Origin of the sequence: Kitasatospora sp. CB02891, assembly GCF_002803145.1 — a bacterium.
Lineage (GTDB): Bacteria > Actinomycetota > Actinomycetes > Streptomycetales > Streptomycetaceae > Kitasatospora > Kitasatospora griseola.
The window spans coordinates 154,217-173,242 of record NZ_NNBO01000013.1; the positions used below are offsets into that span (position 1 = coordinate 154,217).

Consider the following 19,026-nt stretch of genomic DNA (forward strand, 5'->3'; position numbering starts at 1 on the left):
CCGTCGTCCCCGGGTCCGATCCGCCCCGCCGCCGGCCGCGGCTAACGTGACGCCCATGGATCTGCACCGACCGCTCGGCACCCGGGCGCGGGCCGTCGTGGACGCCGCCGCGGCCGCCGCGCTGACCGGGCTCGCGGCACTGGCGGCGTGGGACGTGCTGCCGGCCGGAACGCCGTCGACCTCCCCGGTCGGCGCCGGCCCGCGCCCGGCGGACTGGGCGATGGTCGCGGTGGCCGCCGTCGCCGCGCCGCTCGCCCGCCGTCGGCCCGTCGCCGTCCTGTCGGCCGTGCTCGCGCTGGCCGCGCTGAGCGCGGGGACGGCGGCCTCGCCCGCGCCGTGGGCGGCCGTCGCCGTCGCGCTCCACCCCGTTCCGCGGGCGCTGCCCGGCCGGGTCTCCGGCGCGCTGCTCGCGGCCGCCCTCGCGGTCGCCGTGCTGTGCCGCGCCGGTGTCCTGCGCTGGCCCTGGGCGCGGCCCGAACTCGGCGGCCCGGCAGCGGCGTTGACGGTCGTGCTGATCCTGGTCACCGGCTGGACCGCCGGATCCGCGGCCGACCAGCGCCGTCGCCGCCGGATCGAGGACGAACGCTCCCGGCTGCGCGAGGAACGCCTGCTGATCGCCCGCGAACTGCACGACGTGGTGGCGCACAGCCTCGGCGTGATCGCCGTCCAGGCCGGGGTCGCCAACCACGTCGCGGAGCAACAGCCGGAGCAGGCCCGGCTCGCGCTGGCGTCCATCGAGGAGACCAGCCGCACCGCGCTGGACGAGATGCGCGCCCTGCTGGGCGTGCTGCGCACCGGCACGGACGACGACCGGCTGCCCGCGCCGAGACTCTCCGAACTCGACGAGGTGATCCGCCGGGCGGCTGCCGCCGGCGTCCGGGTCGAGCTCGAACTGCTCGGCGAGCGGCGTGAGTTGCCGCCCGGGCTGGAACTCGCCGGCTATCGCGTGGTGCAGGAGGCCGTCACCAACGTGGTGCGGCACGCGGGCACCGACCGCTGCCGGGTGCTGGTCGACTACCGGCCCGACGCGCTGGCGCTGACCGTCTCCGACGAGGGCCGCGGCGGCAGTCCGGACGGCGGCGGCCACGGGCTGGCGGGCATGCGCGAGCGGGTTGCCGTGCACGGCGGGGAGCTCCGGGCCGGGCGGCGCGCCGGGCGGGGCTTCGAGGTCGCGGCGGTGTTCCCGCTGGCGGTGGCCCGGTGATCCGGGTGCTGGTCGCCGACGACCAGGCGCTGGTGCGCGGCAGCTTCCGGCTGCTGGTGGACTCCGCGCCCGACCTGACGGCCGTCGGCGAGGCCGCGGACGGCGTCGAAGCCGTCGAACTCGCCCGCCGGGAACGGCCGGACGTGGTGCTGATGGACATCCGGATGCCCCGGCTGGACGGCATCGAGGCCACCCGCGCGCTGGCCGCGGACCCGGTGCTGACCGACGTCCGCGTCCTGGTGCTGACCACCTTCGACCTGGACGACTACGCGTTCGCGGCCCTGCGGGCCGGCGCGGCCGGGTTCCTGCTCAAGGACACCCGCCCCGCCGAACTCCTGGAGGCGATCCGGGTGGTGGCGGCCGGACAGGCGCTGCTGGCGCCCCGGGTGACCCGGCGGCTGATCGAGGAGTACACCCGGCGGCCCGAGCCCGCGACGGTCCCGGCGGCGCTCGCCGGGACCACCGAACGGGAGCGGGAGGTGCTCGTGCTGGTCGGACTCGGCCTGTCCAACGAGGAGATCGCCGCCCACCTGCACGTCAGCCTGTCCACCGCGAAGACCCACATCGGCCGGCTGCTGCAGAAGCTCGCCGCCCGCGACCGGGCCCAACTGGTCATCGCCGCCTACGAGTCGGGCCTGATCCGGCCCGGTGGCCGCCAGAACGTACGATGATCGGGTGTTCATCCTTGAGCTGACCTACACCGCCCCGCTGGAGCGCATCGAGGCGCTGCTGCCCGCCCACATCGCCTGGCTGGAGCAGCACTACGCGACCGGCGCCTTCCTCGCCTCCGGCCGCAAGGTGCCCCGTGACGGCGGCGTCATCATCGCCGTCGCCGAGAGCCGATCCGCGATCGAGGCCCTCGCCGCCACCGACCCCTTCGCCCAGGCCGGCGCCACCGAATACCGCATCACCGAATTCCTCCCCACCACCACCGGCCCCGACCTCGCCCCCCACCGCCAGACCCTCCCCGCCTGACGGTCCGCCGACGACTCCTGCGGAGCCGAGAGCTGCCTCCGGGGTTCGGGGGAGCCGACGAGGTGAGGCCGAGCCTTCCGCCCGCCGCGCGGCGGCGGACCGGTCGCGGCCGGGTTGCCTCCGGCGGCGCTGCGGGGCCCGGGAGTCGATGGAGCTGGACTGCTGACCCCCTCGTCGCCCGGCGTTTCGCTGGTCACCGAGGCGGGATACTCCCTTGCGGCCTTGCGGCCTTGCGGCTTATGAGTCAGTTGATGGCGGGGTCGAGCTTTTCCTTCCCACTGCCCGCAGGTTCTCCGGCGCATGAGGCAGTTGATAGCGGGAGCCGAGCGTTCCTCTCGCTGCCCGCAGGTCGCCTCCGGCGGTTCGGGGGTGGGGTGAGAGGGCCTCGACCTCGCCCCTCGCCGGTAGATCTCCCCGCCTGACAAATCGCTGCGTCCCTGCGGAGCTTGAGGCGCTCCTCGGCCGGCCGCGGGTCGCCTCCGGCGATTCGGGGGTCCCCATCGCATGACTCCCCCCGGCTGAGGGGCCGTCGGCGGGGCCCGCGGGGTCGCGGTCCGGGCTCAGTGCTTGGTGGCAGCGGCCGACTGGGCCGCAAAGGCGCCGGCGAGGACGAGGGCTCCGCCGGCGAGTTGGGGGGTGCCGAGGTGTTCGCCGAGGAGGACCCAGGCGAGGACGGTGGCGACGACGGCTTCGAGGTTGGCGACGACGCCGGCGACCGGTGGGGAGAGGTACTGGACCGAGACGACGCCGGTGAGGTAGGCGAGGACGGTGGCGACCAGGATCATCCACAGGGCGGGGACCAGGGCGGGGAGGTGGTGGCCGTTCATGGTGACGGAGTGGGCGAGCAGTGACCAGTCGGCGTTCCACGGGCGGGCGAAGGTGGTGAGCAGGATCGCGCCGATCAGCAGGCCGTACGCGGAGACCGCCAGCGGGTCGACGGGGCGTTCGCCCTCGCGGCCGGCGTCGGCGAGGACGAAGTAGCCGACCTGGCAGCAGGCCGCGCCGAGGGCGAACAGGACGCCGATCGGGTCGAAGGACAGGCCGTGCCAGACCTCGACGACGAGGGCGAGGCCGGCCACCGCGACGCCCGCGCCGGCCATCGCCCGGCGGGAGACGGGGCGGCGCTGGACGAGGCGGACGTAGGCGAGCAGCAGCGGCGGGCCGAGGTACTCGATGAGCAGGGCGACGCCGACCGGGATGCGGGAGATCGCCGCGAAGTAGCAGGCCTGGACGCCGGCGACGGCGAGCAGTCCGAAGCCGATCAGCAGGCCGGGTCGGCGCAGGACCGCGTCGCGGTGCTTCCAGGCGACCGGCAGCAGCACCAGCGCCGCGCCGGCCACCCGCAGCCAGACGGTGTGGGTGGGGGAGAGCCCGGCTTCGATCAGCGGTTTCGCGGCCGTCCCGGACCCGCCGAAGGCGACCGCGGAGGCCAGTGCCAGCAGCAGCCCCAGCTTGGCGGTGCGGCGGGTCGGGGTGGGGGAGGAGCGGTGGGGCGTCAGGGGGAGATCGGGCGCCGGGCGCGGGTCGAGCGACATGGCGGAGGGGTCCGAGCTGCTGTGCATCGGCGCATTGTGTCAGCTCGAACCCCTCCGTCGTAAGGCGCTATCCCGCTGATTGGTCCTGAGTGCCGAGCAGCCCGCCGCCGGTGCCGGTTCCCGCGGTGGGGGTCGGCGCCGGCGTGGTGGTGGCGCCCCCGGTGGGCGTGGCCGACGGGGTGCGGGTGGGCCGGGTCTGCCCGCCGTCACCGCCGTTCCCGTTGCCGTTCCCATTGCCATTGCCGTTGCCCGCGCCGCCGGTGGGCCGCGAGCTCGGACGGCCGCCGTTGCCGGCGGTCGGGGACGGCGCGGAGGTCGCGCCGTCCGTCGCGGACGGGCTCTGGGTCGGCGCGGCGGGCTCGGTGGGCGTGGACGGCACGGTGGTGGCCGGCGTCCGGCTCGCGCCGGAGAAGGAGCTGACCGGCTGACCGGCCAGCGCCGACTTCATGTAGGCCGTCCAGATCTGCGCCGGGAACCTGCCGCCCGCCGCGCTGCCCATGCCGCCGACGCCGTCCAGCGTGACCTGCTTGCCGGTGGCCGGATCCTGACCGAACAGGCCGACCACGGTGACCAGTTCGGGGGTGTAGCCGGCGAACCACACCGACTTGGAGTCGTCGGTGGTGCCGGTCTTGCCGGCCGCCGGGCGGTTCAGCGAGGCGGCCCGGTAGCCGGTGCCGCCCTGGTCGTCGATGACGCCGCGGAGGATCGAGGTGGTGGCGCGGGCGGCGTCCTTGGAGACCGCCTGGGTGGCCTTGTGCTCGGGCAGTGCGACCTGCTCGCCGCCGGACTCCAGCGACTTCACCAGCCACGGGGTGATCTGCTGGCCGTCGTTGTCCAGTGCGGCGTACACGCCGGCGAGTTCCAGCACGCTCGGCGAGGCCGAGCCCAGCGGGATCGACGGGACGGCCTTCAGGCCCGGGGTGTCGGCGGGCAGGCCGAGCGCGACCGCGGTGGAGCGGACCTTCTCCAGCCCGGTGTCCTGGGCGAGCTGCGCGAACACCGAGTTCACCGACCAGTCGGTGGCCTGCTGGAGGCTTATCTGGCCGTACGAGCGCTCGCCCTCGTTCGGCGGTGCGTAGGGGACGCCCTTGGCGCCGCGCACGGCCCGCCGGTTGGTGCCGTCGTAGACGGTGTCGGCGCTGATCCGGTCGCCGTACTGGGTGCGGGCCCCGGAGTCCAGGGCGGCGGCCAGCGCGATCGCCTTGAAGGTGGAGCCGGCCTGGTAGTCGGTGCGGGTGGCGTTGTCGATCCAGTGCTTGGTGGCGTCGGCGCCGCCGTACAGCGCCAGCACCTGGCCGGTCTTCGGGTCGACCGACACCGCGCCGGCCTGCGCGGCCGCGTCCACCTTGCGGGCGTCCGGCTTCAGGTTGTCGGTCAGCTGGGTCTGCACCGCGTCCTGGAGCTGCTGCTGCTTCTTGGAGTCCACGGTCAGCGTGATGGTGTAGCCGCCCTGGGCGAGCTGGGCGTCGCTGACGATGTGGTTGTCGGTCAGGTACGAGGTGGCGGCGGCCACCAGGTAGCCGGCCTGCCCGGACAGGCCCGGCGCGGACTTCGGCGACTGCACCTCGGGGAAGGCCAGCTGCTTGCGCTCGTCGGCGCCCAGCCACTTCTCCGCCACCATGCCGTCGAGCACGTAGTTCCAGCGCGCCACCGCCTTCTCCTTGCCGGCCTCGGTCGCCGAGGACACGTCGAACGCGCTGGGCGCGTTCAGCAGGGTCGCCAGGTACGCGCCCTGGGCGGCGTTCAACTGGCTGGCGTCGATCCCGAAGTAGGCCTGCGAGGCGGCCTGGATGCCGTACGCGCCGCGCCCGTAGTACGAGGTGTTCAGGTAGGAGGAGAGGATCTCGTCCTTGTTCTGGGTGGCGTCCACCTTGAACGCGATGAAGACTTCCTTGACCTTGCGGCTGACGGTCTGCTTCTGGTTCAGGTACGCGTTCTTCACGTACTGCTGGGTGATCGTCGAGCCGCCCTGGGTGGCGCCGCCGGAGGCGGTGTTGAAGGCGGCGCGGGCCATGCCCTTGAAGTTGACCGCGCCCTCCGAGTAGAAGTTGCGGTCCTCGGCGGCCAGCGCGGCGTGCTGCGCGTCCGCGGAGACCTTGTCCAGGGGGACGTTCTGCCGGTTGGTCTGCCCGGTCCGGGCCAGCAGCGACCCGTCGGAGTACAGCCAGGTGTTGGACTGGGCGGTGGCCGCGGCGTGCGCGTCCGGCACCTTGACCAGGGCGACGCCCAGCGCGAACAGGCCGACCCCGAGCAGCATCGAGGCGGCCAGGCCGACCAGTGCGGTCCGCCAGGTGGGTATCAGTCGGCGCCAGCCGGTTCGTTTCGTGCGTTCACGGGGCTTTCGAGGCAACGGAGACCTTCCCGCAGGCCCCGGACGGGCTGCTCGCTCGGGCGATGGCATGAACCTCGCCAGCTTGATCGATCGACTTGTCAGATGTTAGGGACCTATGTCCTATTTCTCCTAAGACGATCTTTAAATCCCTCTTAGTTGCGTGTCCTTCGTCTCACACACAACGAGTGGGCCCCGGGCGGGGACATGGTCGGCCCGATCACACGATCGAGTCGCGCCGCGGCAGGCCGAACGGAAAAACGCCGAAGGCCCCTCGCTCTCGCGAGGGGCCTTCGGCTGTCTGTGCGCCGCCAGGGACTCGAACCCCGGACCCGCTGATTAAGAGTCAGCTGCTCTAACCAACTGAGCTAGCGGCGCTTGCTGACGAAGAGAACAGTACACGCTTCCCGACCTGCGGTGAAACCGGGTTCCCCGCGGCCGCCCAGGGCCTCGGGAACGCCGAAGGCCCCCCGCTTTCGCGAGGGGCCTTCGGTTGTCTGTGCGCCGCCAGGGACTCGAACCCCGGACCCGCTGATTAAGAGTCAGCTGCTCTAACCAACTGAGCTAGCGGCGCCTGCTGACCTGGAGAACATTACACGCCCGGCGCCGTTCCGCCGAATCGTGACGCCGCCGCCACGCAGTGTCGCCCGCGGCTCAGCGCGGGGGCGGGAGCCGGGCCAGGAACACCTCGAACGCGGTCGACTTCACCGAGTTCGCCCCGTCGAACGGATAGTTCATCTCCTTGATCGCGATCAGCGACAGCCCGATCAGACCGGCCAGCGACAGCACCATCATCAGGTGCGCCCAGGTGTTGGACAGGCCGAACAGGAAGGTGAAGGCGATGGTGACGACCGCGCCGGCGATCAGCGCCGCCCACAGCAGCGGCGGTACGCAGTCCGCGATCAGGTTCAGTCGAGCGCGGCGCTTGCTGGCCAGGCCGTCCACGTGCTGCACCAGGTTCTGGTAGATCGTCGACTCGCGGTTGTCGTTGGGCTGGAAGGCCAGCGCGGTGTCGCGGACCTGGTACATCAACGCGGTCGCCGCCGGGTCGCTGTGGTGCCCGGTCATCTGCTGCCACTCGGTGTTCACCACCGCGTGCGCGTAGCTGAGCGTCAGCCCCTCCAGCTGGGCGCCCTCCGGCAGCGGCATCTGCCGGGACATCCAGTAGACCCCGGCGAGCTCGTCCGCCTCCTCGAAGGTCGTCGCCCGCGCGGTCGAGGTGTTCTCCCACACCACGATCACCACGAAGGCCACCAGCACCGCGTAGAACGCGCCGACCGCGGCGAAGATGAAGCCCGCCACGTCGTTGCAGTTCACCCGGGCCGGGACGGAGGCGTAGCGCTGCACCAGGAGCATGCAGGCCGCCGTGCCCACCAGCATGCCGACCAGGATCGCGCCATCGACCCAGTTCACGACGACCCCCACTGACCTCGGTGGACACCTGTGCGGACACCGCCATCAGGCCACGGGGGAGCCGGGCCCGGCGAACGGGGATGGTCCGACCGGCCGTCAGTCGCCGCCGGACAGCGCGGTGATCGCGAGGAGTGCCGGCGGGCGGAAACAGGGACGCGGCGGCATGTCCGCCCCCAGAGTCCGCGCCTTCCTCCTTGACCTTCCGCGTTGCCCGTGAAGCGGCCGTCCGCCCGTCCATCCGCAGAGGAATCTATCGGGCCAAACGGGGCGGACGGGACAAGCTGCGCATCACACGCCCCGGACGGCCCCAGCTGTCACCCGGATCGCGCACTGCGGCGTCAACTCTGCCTGACGGACGGCCGAACCGGACGAACCGGGCCAATCGGCGGTTCGGGGACGGTCCGTGCGGCCTCGCGCCCCGGATGCAAGGATCGTGGGGAGAGCAACTCCCCGGCCGCGCGCGCTCCCAGCCGCGCGGCCCCGCCGTGAAAGCAGGCCGATGACCGCCGCCCCCGACCGCTACCGTCCGGTCCGCCGGATGCTGGCCCGCGACCGGGGCGAGTCCCATCGCGTCTCCACCCCGCTGGAGCTGTTCTTCGACCTGTGCTTCGTGGTGGCCATCGCCCAGGCCGGCCACGAACTCGCCCACGCGCTGGCCGCCGGACACCTCTCGGTCGCCCTGCCGGGATACCTGATGTCCTTCTTCGCCATCTGGTGGGCGTGGATGAACTTCACCTGGTTCGCCTCCGCGTACGACGTGGACGACGTCCCCTACCGGCTCACCACGCTCGTCCAGATCACCGGCGTGCTGGTGCTCGCCGCGGGCGTGCCACGCCTCTTCGGGGACCAGAACCTCGACCTCGTGGTGGTCGGCTACCTGCTGATGCGCCTCGCCATGGTCACCCAGTGGCTGCGCGCCGCCCGCAGCGAGAGCGGGCCCGCCCGGACCGCCGCGCTGCGCTACGCCCTCGGCATCACGGTCGTCCAGGCGTTCTGGGTGGTGCTGCTGTTCGTCCCGGACACGGCCCGCCCGGTGCTGTTCGCGGTCGGTGTGATCGCCGAACTCGCCGTCCCCGTCTGGGCCGAGACCCACAACCGGACCCCGTGGCACCGGCACCACATCGCCGAGCGGTACGGCCTGTTCACCATCATCGTGCTCGGCGAGACGGTCGCCGCCGCCACCGTCGCCATCCAGACCGCGCTGGACGAGCACAAGGCCGTCGCCGAACTGCTGCCGATCGCCGGCGGCGGACTGCTGATCTGCTTCGGCGCCTGGTGGATCTACTTCGCCGACGACGCCCACCCCTACCTGAACTCCGCCCGCCAGGCGCTGCCCTGGGGCTACGGCCACTACGTCGTCTTCGCCTCCGCGGCCGCCGTCGGCGCCGGACTGGTGGTCGCCGTCCAGCACGCGGTCGGCGCCACCCAGCTGACCGACCGGGCCGCGGCCGCCGCCGTCACCGTCCCGACCGCGCTGTTCCTGTTCGCCGTCTGGGCCCTGCACGTGCGCCACCACAAGCGCGGCGCCGCCCAGCCGATCCTGCCGCTCGCCGCGCTGTCGGTGCTGGCTGCGACGCTTGCCGGGGACGCCGGCGTGCCCATCGCCGGCCTCCTGGTGGCGTTCGCCGTCGCCATCGGCATCGCCCTGACCACGCAGACCGTGAAACGGAGCTGACGAAACCGTGCGCCTGGAAGACCTCCCCTACGCCCGCCTGCTGCAACGCCACACCGGGCCGCTGCGGGCCGACACCCGCTACGACACCGTCCACTTCGACGACCTCGACCTGACCGGGCAGCTCGGCGGCGCGACCTTCCTGGAATGCGCGTTCACCGGCATCCGCGCGGAGAGCGCGAAGCTGCGCCGGGCCGGCTTCAACGAGGTGTGGCTGCACGGCGGGCGACTGGTCGGGGTCGACCTCGCCGAGAGCGAGTGGCAGGACACCGAGATCGACTCCACCGTGCTGGCCGGCATCTCCGCGCACAGCTCCGCGATCCGCCGCACCGTCTTCCGGCAGTGCAAGCTCGAAGCGGTCAACCTGCGCGGGGCGACACTGCGCAACGTGGTCTTCGAGGACTGCCTCCTGCGCGACGTCGACCTCGCCGAGGCGAAGCTCACCGACGTGACGTTCCCCGGCTCCACCCTGAACGAGGTCCGCCTGCGCGGCGCGACCCTCAAGGGCGTGGACCTCCGCCGAGCCGCCAGCCTCGACCTGCCGGACGGCCACCACGGGCTGCGTGGCGCGATCATCTCGACGCACCAACTGCTGGACCTCGCGCCGCAGTTCGCACAGGCGTTGGGGATCACCGTCAAGGAGTAGAGGAGGTGGGTCCGCTTCGCGGTGGGTCCGCTTCGCGGTGGGTCCGCTTCGCGGTGGGTCCGCTTCGCGGTGGGTCCGCTTCGCGGTGGGTCGGCTTCGCGGTGGGTCGGCTTCGCGGTGGGTCGGCTTCGCGGTGGGTCGGCTTCGCGGTGGGTCGGCTTCGCGGTGGGTCGGCTTCGCGGTGGGTCTTGCCCCGGGGGGCTACTGCCGGAGGGCGGTGATCGTGCCGATGGTGGTGGCGGTCAGGCCGATGGTGATGGCGATGGTGCCCAGGATGCGGGCGCTGGTGGGGGTCAGGAGGGGGCGGTCGCCGGGGCGGCGGGGCTTCGGGTCGGGGATGCTCTGCATGAGGAACTTCTGGAGCCGGCCGAACCACTTCGAGACGTGGAAGGCGCCGAACAGGATCACGAGCACGCCCCAGAAGATGAGGAGCGCGCCGGGGTGTTCGGTCTGTCGGCCGGCCAGCGTGATCACGGGGGAGATCATCCGCCCGGGCCGGGGCGCCGTCAACGGCCCTTTGGGTACCCGCCGTTCATCTGGTGAACAGTCCAACAATCCTTCGGGGAAAGTCATGGCCATGTCGCCCCGGCTGCGTGAGGATGCTCGGCGTTCGGCACGAGGTGTCTGAACAACATCATCAGCAGCAGCCGAAGGGACGGGCGGGTCAAAGTGGCAGAGCTGAGTCGTAGGAAGTTCATCGCACTGTCGGCGAGTGCGGCGGCCGGTGCGGCGGTCGCCGGGTCGGGCGTGGCGGGCGGGACGGTCCCGGCGGTCGCGGCGCCGGCGGGGACCACGGGGACCATCACGGACGCCAAGCACATCGTCGTCCTGATGCAGGAGAACCGGAGTTTCGATCACTACTTCGGGATGCTCAAGGGCGTGCGCGGCTTTGCGGACCGCTCGGCGATCCAGATATCCGGCGGCTACAGCGTCTTCAACCAGCCGAACCTGCTGGGCCGTCAGTACCCGTGGCAGTTCAGCGCCACCAAGCCGGCCGGCGGTGCGGACCCGGAGCGGCTGGCGCAGTGCAACGGGGACCTGAGCCACGCCTGGTCCGATCAGCACAAGGCGTGGAACGGCGGCAAGTTGGACTCCTGGGTGGCGGCCAAGGGCAACGTCCGCACGATGGGCTACCTGACCAGGGCGGACATCCCGTTCCACTACGCGCTGGCCGACAACTGGACGGTCTGCGACGCCTACCACTGCTCGGTGCTGAGCGCGACGGGCCCGAACCGCACCTACCACTGGTCCGGCCAGATCGACCCGTCCGGCGCGGCGGGCGGCCCGGCGTACGACGGCGGCGACGAGTCGGGGCTGCGCTGGCAGACGTACGCGGAGGCGCTGGAGAACGCGGGGGTGAGCTGGAAGGTCTACCAGAACGCGTCGGACAACTACGGCGACAACGCGCTGGCGTACTTCGCCCAGTTCTCCTCGGCCCCGGCGGGCAGCGCCCTCGCGGTGAAGGGCATGGGCTCCGTCCCGAAGGTCACCAACCGGACGCCGGACGACATCGTGGCGGCGATCAAGGCGGACGTGCTGGCGGGCACCCTGCCGCAGGTGTCGTGGATCGTGCCGGACCAGGCGTCCTCGGAGCACCCGTACGCCACGCCGGCCGACGGCGCGCACTTCGTGCACAACGTGATGGACGCCCTGAACGCCGACCCGAACGTCTTCAACTCCTCGATCCTGTTCGTCAATTACGACGAGAACGACGGCTTCTTCGACCACGTCCCGCCGCCGGCCGCACCCGCCGGCACCGCCGGGGAGTTCTACAGCGGCACCAACATCGGCCTGGGCTTCCGCGTCCCGATGCTCGCCGTCTCCCCGTGGAGCCGCGGCGGCTGGGTGTCCTCGGAGACCTTCGACCACACCTCGGTGCTGCGCTTCCTGGAGAAGTGGACGGCCGCCCAGGGCCGGCCCGCGACGTGCGTGAACATCTCGGACTGGCGTCGCCGGGTGTGCGGCGACCTGACCGGACTGTTCGACTTCGCGAACCCGGTGTACGGGATGCCCGCGCTGCCCGACACCTCGGGGACCATCGGTCTGGCCGCCTGCGGCCCGCTGCCGAACCCGGCGCCCGTCAACAACCAGTTGCCCGCGCAGGAGGCCGGCACCCGTCCGGCCCGGGCGCTGCCGTACCAGCCGGTGGCGAACCTGGACCACCTGGAGTTCGGCTCCGGCGGGGTGATGAAGGTCTGGATCGCGATGTCCAACGCGGGCAGCGCCACCAGCCACTTCGCGGCGTACGCCAACGCGTACCGCTCCGGCGGCCCCTGGCAGTACACCGTCGACCCGGGCGCGGCGACCAGCGACTTCTTCAACTGCGGCACCGGCTACGGCGCGGGCAAGTACGACCTGACGGTGGTCGGCCCGAACCGCTTCCTGCGCCGCTTCACCGGCGACGCCACCGCCGCCGGCAAGAACGCGGCCGTCACCGCGACCTACGCGCCCGCCCCCGACACCGGCAAGCTCGCCCTCTGGTTCAAGCTCGCCAACACCGGCACCGCCCCCGTGACGTTCACCGTCACCTCCACCAACTACCGCACCGACGGCCCCTGGACCTACCAGGTCGCCGCCGGGGCCAGCACCAGTGACTGGTTCAACGCAGCGGCCTACACCAACGGTTGGTACGACTTCACGGTGACGGTCAGCGGCGACCCGAGCTGGTCGCAGCGCTTCACCGGCCACCTGGAGACCGGCGCCGCCTCGATCTCCGGCTGACGCGGCGTCACACCGCACGCAGGCCGTGCGCGGCGAAGACGTCGCGCGCGGCCTGCACCTGCTCCGCGGTCGGGGTGGGCGTGTCGGCGAGGGTGAACTCCCGGCCCAGCGCGGCCCACTTGGACCGGCCGAGCTTGTGGAACGGGAGGACGTCGACCCGGGAGACGTTGCCGAGGGTGGCGGCGAAGGCGGCGACGCCCGCGATGTTCTCGGGCGGGTCGGTGAGGCCGGGGACCAGGACGAAGCGCAGGTGGACCTCCTTGCCGAGGTCGGCGAGCCGGCGGGCGAAGTCGAGGGTGGGTTCGAGCCGTTGGCCGGTCAGGCGGCGGTAGAGGGCGCGGTCCCAGGACTTGATGTCGAGCAGGACGAGGTCGGTGTCGGCGAGCAGGGCGTCGTCCGCCCGGGCGCCGAGGAAGCCCGAGGTGTCGAGGGCGGTGTGCAGGCCCAGCTCGTGCTTGAAGCGGTGGAGCAGCTCGCCGGTGAAGGCCGGCTGGAGCAGGGGTTCGCCGCCCGAGAGGGTGGCGCCGCCGCTGCCGGAGGCGTGGATGAAGGCGGTGTACTTGGCGGCCTCGGCGACCACCTCGTCGGCCGTGGTCCGGTGGCCGCTCGCCATCCGCATGGTGTCGGGGTTGTGACAGTACAGGCAGTTCAGCGGGCACCCGGCGAGGAAGACCACGAACCGGGTGCCGGGGCCGTCCACGCCGGTCGACAGGTCCCAGGAGTGCACCGAGCCGCTTGCCTTCAGAACGGTGGTGAGCATGGCGGTGCCTCCTGGGATCCGTCGACGAGGGCTCAGAGCGAGCCGTGGAAGGTGCGGTTGACGACGTCCAGCTGCTGTTCCCTGGTCAGCCGGACGAAGTTGACCGCGTAGCCGCTGACCCGGATGGTCAGCTGCGGGTACTCCTCGGGGTGCTCCATGGCGTCCAGCAGGGTGTCCCGGTTCAGCACGTTGACGTTCATGTGGAACCCGCCGACGGCCGTGTACCCGTCGAGCACGCCCGCCAGGTTGCGCACCCGCTCCTCGCGGGTGCGGCCGAGCGCGTCGGGCGTGACGGTGTTGGTCAGCGAGATGCCGTCCTCGGCGGCGTCGTAGGGGAGCTTCGCCACCGACATGGAGCTGGCCACGTAGCCGTGGGTGTCGCGGCCGTTCATCGGGTTGGCGCCCGGGGAGAACGGTTCGCCGGCCCGGCGGCCGTCGGGGGTGGAGCCGGTCTTCTTGCCGTAGACCACGTTCGAGGTGATGGTCAGCACCGACTGGGTGTGCTCGGCGCCCCGGTAGGTGGGGTGCTTGCGGATCTTGCGCATGAACTCCTCGACCAGCCGCACCGCGAGCCCGTCCGCCCGGTCGTCGTTGTTGCCGTACGCCGGGTACTCGCCCTCCACGGTGTAGTCGACCGCGAGCCCGGACGCGTCGCGCACCGGCCGCACCGTGGCGTACCGGATCGCCGACAGCGAGTCCGCCGCCACCGCGAGCCCGGCGATGCCGCAGGCCATGGTGCGCCGCACGGCGCGGTCGTGCAGGGCCATCTCCAGGCGCTCGTACGCGTACTTGTCGTGCATGTAGTGGATGACGTTCAGCGCGTGCACGTACGTCTCGGCCAGCCACTCCAGCTGCCGGTCGAAGCGCTCCACCACCTCGTCGTAGTCCAGGACCTCGGCCTCGATCGGGCCGGTCTCGGGGCCGACCTGCTCGCCGGTGATCTCGTCCCGCCCGCCGTTGATCGCGTAGAGCAGCGTCTTGGCGAGGTTGACCCGGGCGCCGAAGAACTGCATCTGCTTGCCGACCTCCATCGCGGAGACGCAGCAGGCGATCGCGGTGTCGTCGCCGAAGCGCGGGCGCATCAGCTCGTCCGACTCGTACTGCACGCTGGAGGTGTCGATGGACACCTGCGCGCAGAACTCCTTGAAGCCCTGCGGGAGTTGCGGCGACCAGAACACCGTCATGTTGGGCTCGGGGGCCGGGCCCAGGTTGTACAGGGTCTGCAGGTAGCGGAACGAGGTGCGGGTGACCAGCGGGCGGCCGTCGGCGCCGATGCCGCCGATCGACTCGGTGACCCAGGTCGGGTCGCCGGAGAACAGCTCGTCGTACTCGGGGGTGCGCAGGAAGCGGACGATCCGCAGCTTGACGATGAAGTCGTCGATCAGCTCCTGCGCCCGGCTCTCCGTCAGCCGGCCCTCGGCCAGGTCGCGTTCCAGGTAGACGTCCAGGAAGGTCGAGGTGCGGCCGAGCGACATGGCCGCGCCGTTCTGCTCCTTCACGGCCGCCAGGTAGGCGAAGTACAGCCACTGGATCGCCTGTTGGGCGGTGGCGGCCGGCCCGGAGATGTCCTGGCCGTAGCTCGCGGCCATCGCCTTGAGCTCCTCCAGCGCGCGGATCTGCTCGGCCAGTTCCTCGCGCTCCCGGATGGTGTCCTCCAGCGCGCGCGGGTCGCGCGGCGCGGCGTCCAGGCCGGTCTTCTCCTCGCGCTTGGCGGCGATCAGCCGGTCCACGCCGTACAGCGCCACCCGCCGGTAGTCGCCGATGATCCGGCCCCGCCCGTACGCGTCCGGCAGGCCGGTGACGATGCCGGCCTTGCGGGCGGCCCGGATCTCGGGCGTGTAGGCGTCGAACACGCCCGCGTTGTGGGTCTTGCGGTGGACGGTGAAGACCTTCTCCCACTGCGGGTCCACCGGGTAGCCGTACGTCTCCAGCGCGCCCGCGACCATCCGCCAGCCGCCGTTCGGCATGATCGCCCGCTTCAGCGGGGCGTCGGTCTGCAGGCCGACGATCAGCTCGTTGTCCCGGTCGATGTACCCGGGGGCGTGCGCGGTGATGGTGGACGGCGTGTCCCAGGAGACGTCCAGGACGCCCTTGGCCCGCTCCTCGGGGAACAGGTCGGTGATCCGCCGCCAGATCGCCGCGGTCCGCGCGGTCGGCCCGGCCAGGAAGGCGGCGTCGCCCTCGTACGGGGTGTAGTTCTGCTGGATGAAGTCGCGGACGTCGACGGCGTCCCGCCACAGGCCGCCCTTGAAACCGTCCCAGGCACCGCTGTGGATGCGCTCCGCGTGCTGCGTGCTCATTGCCTCGCTCCCGCCTCTCGCCTACGCGCACTATTGTGAAACGATTCACAAACTCACATGGGATCGAAAAGTCCTGATCAGTGGGGACCTTGGTCCCCGGATCGCCTCCCGAACCCGAGGCGGGGCCTCACACCGCCCGGTCGTCGCCGTAGTACGCCAGGGTCATCAGCCGCCGCATGTCCCGCAGCATCGGCAGCCGCGGATTGGCCGGCGCGCACTGGTCCTCGTACGCGTTCATCGCCTGCCGGTCCAGCCCCGCCAGGAACGCCGCCTCGTCCACCCCGGCCTCCTTGAACGAGCGCGGAATGCCGACCTGCTCGCGCAGCTCCTCGACCGCGAGCGCCAGCGACTCCACGCCCTGCTCGGGGGTGTCGGCGGGCAGGCCCAGCATCCGGGCGATCTGCCGGTACCGCTCCGGGGCCACGTAGCTGCGGTACTTCGGCCAGCCGGTCACCTTGGCCGGCGCCGAGCCGTTCCAGCGGATCACGTGCGGCAGCAGCAGCGCGTTGGTCCGCCCGTGCGCCACGTGGAAGGTCGCGCCCAGGGTGTGCGCCATCGCGTGCACCGCGCCCAGGAACGCCGAGCCGAACGCCATGCCCGCGATCGTCCCGGCGTTGTGCATCCGCTCCCGCGCCGCCGGGTCGTTCGGGCCGTCGTGGACCGCCGCCGCCAGGTTCTCGAAGACCAGCCGGACGCCCTGCAGCGCCAGGCCGTCGGTGAAGTCGTTGGCGTACACCGACACGTACGCCTCGATGCAGTGCGTCAGCGCGTCGAACCCGGAGTCGGCCGTCACCGCCGCCGGCAGGTCGGTCGTCAGCGCCGGGTCCACGATCGCCACCGTCGGGGTGAGCGCGTAGTCCGCCAGCGGGTACTTCTGGCCGGTCTCCGGGTCGGTGATCACTGCGAACGGAGTGACCTCGCTGCCGGTGCCCGAGGTGGTCGGGACGCACACCAGCTTCGCCTTCTCGCCCAGGTCGGGGAAGGTGAAGGCGCGCTTGCGGATGTCGAAGAACTTCTCCTTCAGGTCCGCGAACTCCACCTCCGGGTGCTCGTACATCAGCCACATCACCTTGGCCGCGTCCATCGGCGAGCCGCCGCCCAGCGCCACGATGGTGTCCGGCCGGAAGTCGCGCATCAGCTCCGCGCCCCGCTCCACCGTCGCGATGCTCGGGTTCGGCTCCACGAAGTCCACCACCCGCACCTCCACCGGCTCCGGGCGCCGCCGCAGCACCTCCCGGACCCGCTCCAGGTGGCCGATCTCCACCATCGTCCGGTCGGTGACCACCACCACCCGGTGCGCGCCGCACATGTCCGCCAGGTAGCCGAGCGAGTTGCGCTCGAAGAAGATCTTCGGCGGGACCTTGAACCACTGCATGTTGGTGTTGCGCCGCCCGATCCGCTTGACGTTGATCAGGTGCAGGGCCGAGACGTTCCCCGACACCGAGGTGTGCCCCCAGGAGCCGCAGCCCAGCGTCAGCGAGGGCAGGAACGCGTTGTACACGTCGCCGATGCCGCCCTGCGAACTCGGCGCGTTCCAGATGATCCGGCACGCCTGCACCCCGGCGCCGAACTCCTCGGCGAACGCCGCGTCCTCGGTGTGCACCGCCGCCGAGTGCCCCAGGCCGTTGAACTCCACCATGCGGGCGGCGAGTTGGACGCCATGCGCACGCGACCGGGCGCGCAGCACCGCCAGCACCGGGCAGAGCTTCTCCCGGGTCAACGGCTCCTCCGCGCCCACCCCGGCGACCTCCGCCAGGATCACCGAGGTGTCCTCCGGCACCTCGAAGCCCGCCCCCTGCGCGACCGCCTGCGCCGACTGCCCGACCACCGCCGGGTTCAACTTCCCCTTTCCGTCGAACAGATGGCGCTCCAGCAGGGCCTTCTCCTCCGGGCCCGCCAGGTGCGCCTTCAGCGTCCGGAACTCCGCCAACGCCGGCTCGTACACCTCCTCGTCCAGGATCACCGCCTGCTCGGAGGCGCAGATCATCCCGTTGTCGAAGGACTTCGACAGCACGATGTCGTTCACCGCCCGCTTCAGGTCCGCGCTCCGCTCCACGTACGCCGGGACGTTCCCCGCGCCCACGCCCAGCGCCGGCTTCCCGCACGAATAGGCCGCCCGCACCATCGAGTTGCCGCCGGTGGCGAGGATCGTCGCCACCCCTTCGTGCCGCATCAGCGCGTCCGTCGCCGCCATCGACGGACGGTCGACCCACTGCACGCAGTGCGCCGGGGCGCCCGCCGCGACCGCCGCGTCCCGGACGATCCGGGCCGCCTCCGCCGAACAGCGCTGCGCCGAAGGATGGAAGGCGAACACGATCGGGTTGCGGGTCTTCAACGCGATCAGCGCCTTGAACACCGTGGTGGACGTCGGATTGGTCACCGGAGTGAGGGCGGCGACCACGCCCACCGGCTCGGCGATCTCCACGATCCCGTCGAGGTCGTCCCGGGCGATCACCCCGACCGTCCGCATCCCGGCCATCGAGTGCGTGACGTGCTCGCAGGCGAAGACGTTCTTCACCGCCTTGTCCTCGAACACCCCGCGCCCGGTCTCCTCCACGGCCAGCACCGCCAGCCGGGTGTGCGCGGCCAGCGCGGCCAGCGAGGCCTTCTTGACGATCCGGTCCACCCGTTCCTGGGTGAGACCCGCGTACTCCTGGAGGGCCTTGTGCCCGTTGCGGACCAGGGCGTCGACGTGCTCGGTGATCTCGACGTGCTCGACGTGCTCGGCGTTCACGGTGGGGGAGTTCTGACCGGACATGGCGCGGCTCACCTCTCGGGGTGCGGCTGCGGGGCGCCCCGGCGGCACTGCCGGGACCGGTTGACCCCCTCAGCGTCGGGCGGCGGACCCTGCCGCGGCTACGGCCGATGGGCGCGATCCACCCGGGACCATCGGCCTTCTCCGTTGCGCCGTACGGGAGTTCGGGCCGCCCCCGGCGCGGCGCCGGTGTCCGCCGGGCGGGTGAGCCGCAGGTCGCCGGGGTGCGACGCCCGGAGGCCGGTGCGAGGGTGGGCGGAGCCCGCACGGGTACGTGTGACCGATCCCGGGCGGCGTACCGTGACAGGAGAGGCACCGAAGCAGGGGGGACGCCCACCCGAGGAGGAGACATGGGCATCTTCGACAGGTTCCGCCATCAGCCCGCCCAGCCCGCTGCCCCGGCCGAGGACTCCGCCGAGCGGGCCGCCCTCGCCCACGACGAGGCCGCCGACGCCTTCGGCGACACCGTGGAACGCACCCGCGACGAGGCGGAGCGCCGCGTCCAGCAGGAACGCGAGGACCGCGAGGCCGCCGAGAACATGACGGCCGAGGGCGATCCCTGGGGCTGAGACCCACCCGTGAACGCCGGCGCCGAACGGCGCCGGCGTCCGGCTGTCCGGGGCCGGTGGCCCGGGTGAGGATCCTGTGACAGTTCAGTGACAGGAGGCATACGCCCCAAGGACGTTGGGAGGGATAGATTGTTCTTGCGCGACGGA

General features: G+C 71.9%; 14 protein-coding genes and 2 tRNA genes. 7 read left to right on the forward strand and 9 right to left on the reverse strand.

Translation table 11 applies throughout. The annotated features are described in order from the left end of the window. Positions 1 to 55: 55 nt before the first annotated feature. The 3 genes from CG736_RS26380 to CG736_RS26390 are packed head-to-tail and all read left to right on the forward strand — an operon-like array spanning position 56 to position 2,179. Positions 56 to 1,204 (forward strand): sensor histidine kinase, encoded by a 1,149-nt coding sequence (locus tag CG736_RS26380; RefSeq protein ID WP_100588659.1) that lies wholly within the window; start codon positions 56 to 58, stop codon positions 1,202 to 1,204. Next, the gene (locus tag CG736_RS26385) at positions 1,201 to 1,875 is read left to right on the forward strand and encodes a response regulator transcription factor (RefSeq protein ID WP_100588660.1); all 675 of its coding nucleotides are present in this window, start codon (positions 1,201 to 1,203) and stop codon (positions 1,873 to 1,875) included. The genes CG736_RS26380 and CG736_RS26385 overlap by 4 nt, the downstream gene beginning before the upstream one ends. Positions 1,876 to 1,879: 4 nt before the next feature. Further along, positions 1,880 to 2,179 (forward strand): YciI family protein, encoded by a 300-nt coding sequence (locus CG736_RS26390; RefSeq protein ID WP_100588661.1) that lies wholly within the window; start codon positions 1,880 to 1,882, stop codon positions 2,177 to 2,179. Between the two features lie 560 nt (positions 2,180 to 2,739). Here the strand turns inward: CG736_RS26390 and CG736_RS26395 are convergent. The 5 genes from CG736_RS26395 to CG736_RS26415 form a co-directional block, all read right to left on the reverse strand. Then, the gene (locus tag CG736_RS26395; RefSeq protein WP_100588662.1) at positions 2,740 to 3,741 is read right to left on the reverse strand and encodes a DMT family transporter; all 1,002 of its coding nucleotides are present in this window, start codon (positions 3,739 to 3,741) and stop codon (positions 2,740 to 2,742) included. A 40-nt stretch (positions 3,742 to 3,781) separates the two neighbouring features. Then, positions 3,782 to 6,064 (reverse strand): transglycosylase domain-containing protein, encoded by a 2,283-nt coding sequence (locus CG736_RS26400; RefSeq protein ID WP_198520618.1) that lies wholly within the window; start codon positions 6,062 to 6,064, stop codon positions 3,782 to 3,784. A 283-nt stretch (positions 6,065 to 6,347) separates the two neighbouring features. Then, positions 6,348 to 6,421 (reverse strand) — tRNA-Lys (locus tag CG736_RS26405). A gap of 122 nt (positions 6,422 to 6,543) precedes the next feature. Beyond that, positions 6,544 to 6,617 (reverse strand) — tRNA-Lys (locus tag CG736_RS26410). An 80-nt stretch (positions 6,618 to 6,697) separates the two neighbouring features. Beyond that, the gene (locus CG736_RS26415; RefSeq protein WP_232734186.1) at positions 6,698 to 7,456 is read right to left on the reverse strand and encodes a DUF4239 domain-containing protein; all 759 of its coding nucleotides are present in this window, start codon (positions 7,454 to 7,456) and stop codon (positions 6,698 to 6,700) included. A 499-nt stretch (positions 7,457 to 7,955) separates the two neighbouring features. Between CG736_RS26415 and CG736_RS26420 the strand changes: the two genes are divergently transcribed. Then, positions 7,956 to 9,131 carry a low temperature requirement protein A gene (locus CG736_RS26420; protein WP_232734187.1) on the forward strand — a complete coding sequence of 392 codons (1,176 nt, stop codon included), beginning with the start codon at positions 7,956 to 7,958 and terminating at the stop codon, positions 9,129 to 9,131. A gap of 7 nt (positions 9,132 to 9,138) precedes the next feature. Next, on the forward strand, positions 9,139 to 9,774 hold the full coding sequence (locus tag CG736_RS26425; protein ID WP_100588664.1) for a pentapeptide repeat-containing protein: 636 nt from the start codon (positions 9,139 to 9,141) through the stop codon (positions 9,772 to 9,774). 201 nt (positions 9,775 to 9,975) lie between these two features. On the opposite strand, the gene CG736_RS26430 is transcribed toward CG736_RS26425, so the two are convergent. Then, complete coding sequence (locus CG736_RS26430) at positions 9,976 to 10,248, reverse strand: hypothetical protein (RefSeq protein ID WP_100588665.1); 273 nt, start codon at positions 10,246 to 10,248, stop codon at positions 9,976 to 9,978. Positions 10,249 to 10,443: 195 nt separating this feature from the next. Between CG736_RS26430 and CG736_RS26435 the strand changes: the two genes are divergently transcribed. Then, on the forward strand, positions 10,444 to 12,495 hold the full coding sequence (locus tag CG736_RS26435; RefSeq protein WP_100588666.1) for a phosphocholine-specific phospholipase C: 2,052 nt from the start codon (positions 10,444 to 10,446) through the stop codon (positions 12,493 to 12,495). Positions 12,496 to 12,502: 7 nt separating this feature from the next. On the opposite strand, the gene pflA is transcribed toward CG736_RS26435, so the two are convergent. The 3 genes from pflA to adhE all read right to left on the reverse strand — a co-directional run bounded on the left by pflA (position 12,503) and on the right by adhE (position 18,313). Further along, complete coding sequence (gene pflA, locus CG736_RS26440) at positions 12,503 to 13,255, reverse strand: pyruvate formate-lyase-activating protein (RefSeq protein ID WP_100588667.1); 753 nt, start codon at positions 13,253 to 13,255, stop codon at positions 12,503 to 12,505. A gap of 32 nt (positions 13,256 to 13,287) precedes the next feature. After that, positions 13,288 to 15,555: a formate C-acetyltransferase gene (pflB, locus tag CG736_RS26445; protein WP_100588668.1), complete on the reverse strand. Its 2,268-nt coding sequence runs from the start codon at positions 15,553 to 15,555 to the stop codon at positions 13,288 to 13,290. Positions 15,556 to 15,682: 127 nt separating this feature from the next. Further along, positions 15,683 to 18,313, reverse strand: coding sequence for a bifunctional acetaldehyde-CoA/alcohol dehydrogenase (adhE, locus tag CG736_RS26450; protein WP_100588669.1), 2,631 nt, complete (start codon positions 18,311 to 18,313; stop codon positions 15,683 to 15,685). A gap of 347 nt (positions 18,314 to 18,660) precedes the next feature. On the opposite strand from adhE, the gene CG736_RS26455 reads away from it, so the two are divergent. After that, a complete protein-coding gene (locus CG736_RS26455; RefSeq protein WP_043914085.1) occupies positions 18,661 to 18,879 on the forward strand; it encodes a hypothetical protein in 219 nt (72 codons plus the stop codon). The last annotated feature ends 147 nt before the right edge of the window (positions 18,880 to 19,026 follow it).

Bases quoted from the DNA above. Each gene is read 5' to 3' on its own strand.
- CG736_RS26380 (WP_100588659.1), top strand. From the start codon at position 56: ATGGATCTGCACCGACCGCTCGGCACCCGGGCGCGGGCCGTCGTGGAC.
- CG736_RS26395 (WP_100588662.1), bottom strand. From the start codon at position 3,741: ATGCACAGCAGCTCGGACCCCTCCGCCATGTCGCTCGACCCGCGCCCG.
- CG736_RS26420 (WP_232734187.1), top strand. From the start codon at position 7,956: ATGACCGCCGCCCCCGACCGCTACCGTCCGGTCCGCCGGATGCTGGCC.
- pflA (WP_100588667.1), bottom strand. From the start codon at position 13,255: ATGCTCACCACCGTTCTGAAGGCAAGCGGCTCGGTGCACTCCTGGGAC.
- pflB (WP_100588668.1), bottom strand. From the start codon at position 15,555: ATGAGCACGCAGCACGCGGAGCGCATCCACAGCGGTGCCTGGGACGGT.
- adhE (WP_100588669.1), bottom strand. From the start codon at position 18,313: ATGTCCGGTCAGAACTCCCCCACCGTGAACGCCGAGCACGTCGAGCAC.
- CG736_RS26455 (WP_043914085.1), top strand. From the start codon at position 18,661: ATGGGCATCTTCGACAGGTTCCGCCATCAGCCCGCCCAGCCCGCTGCC.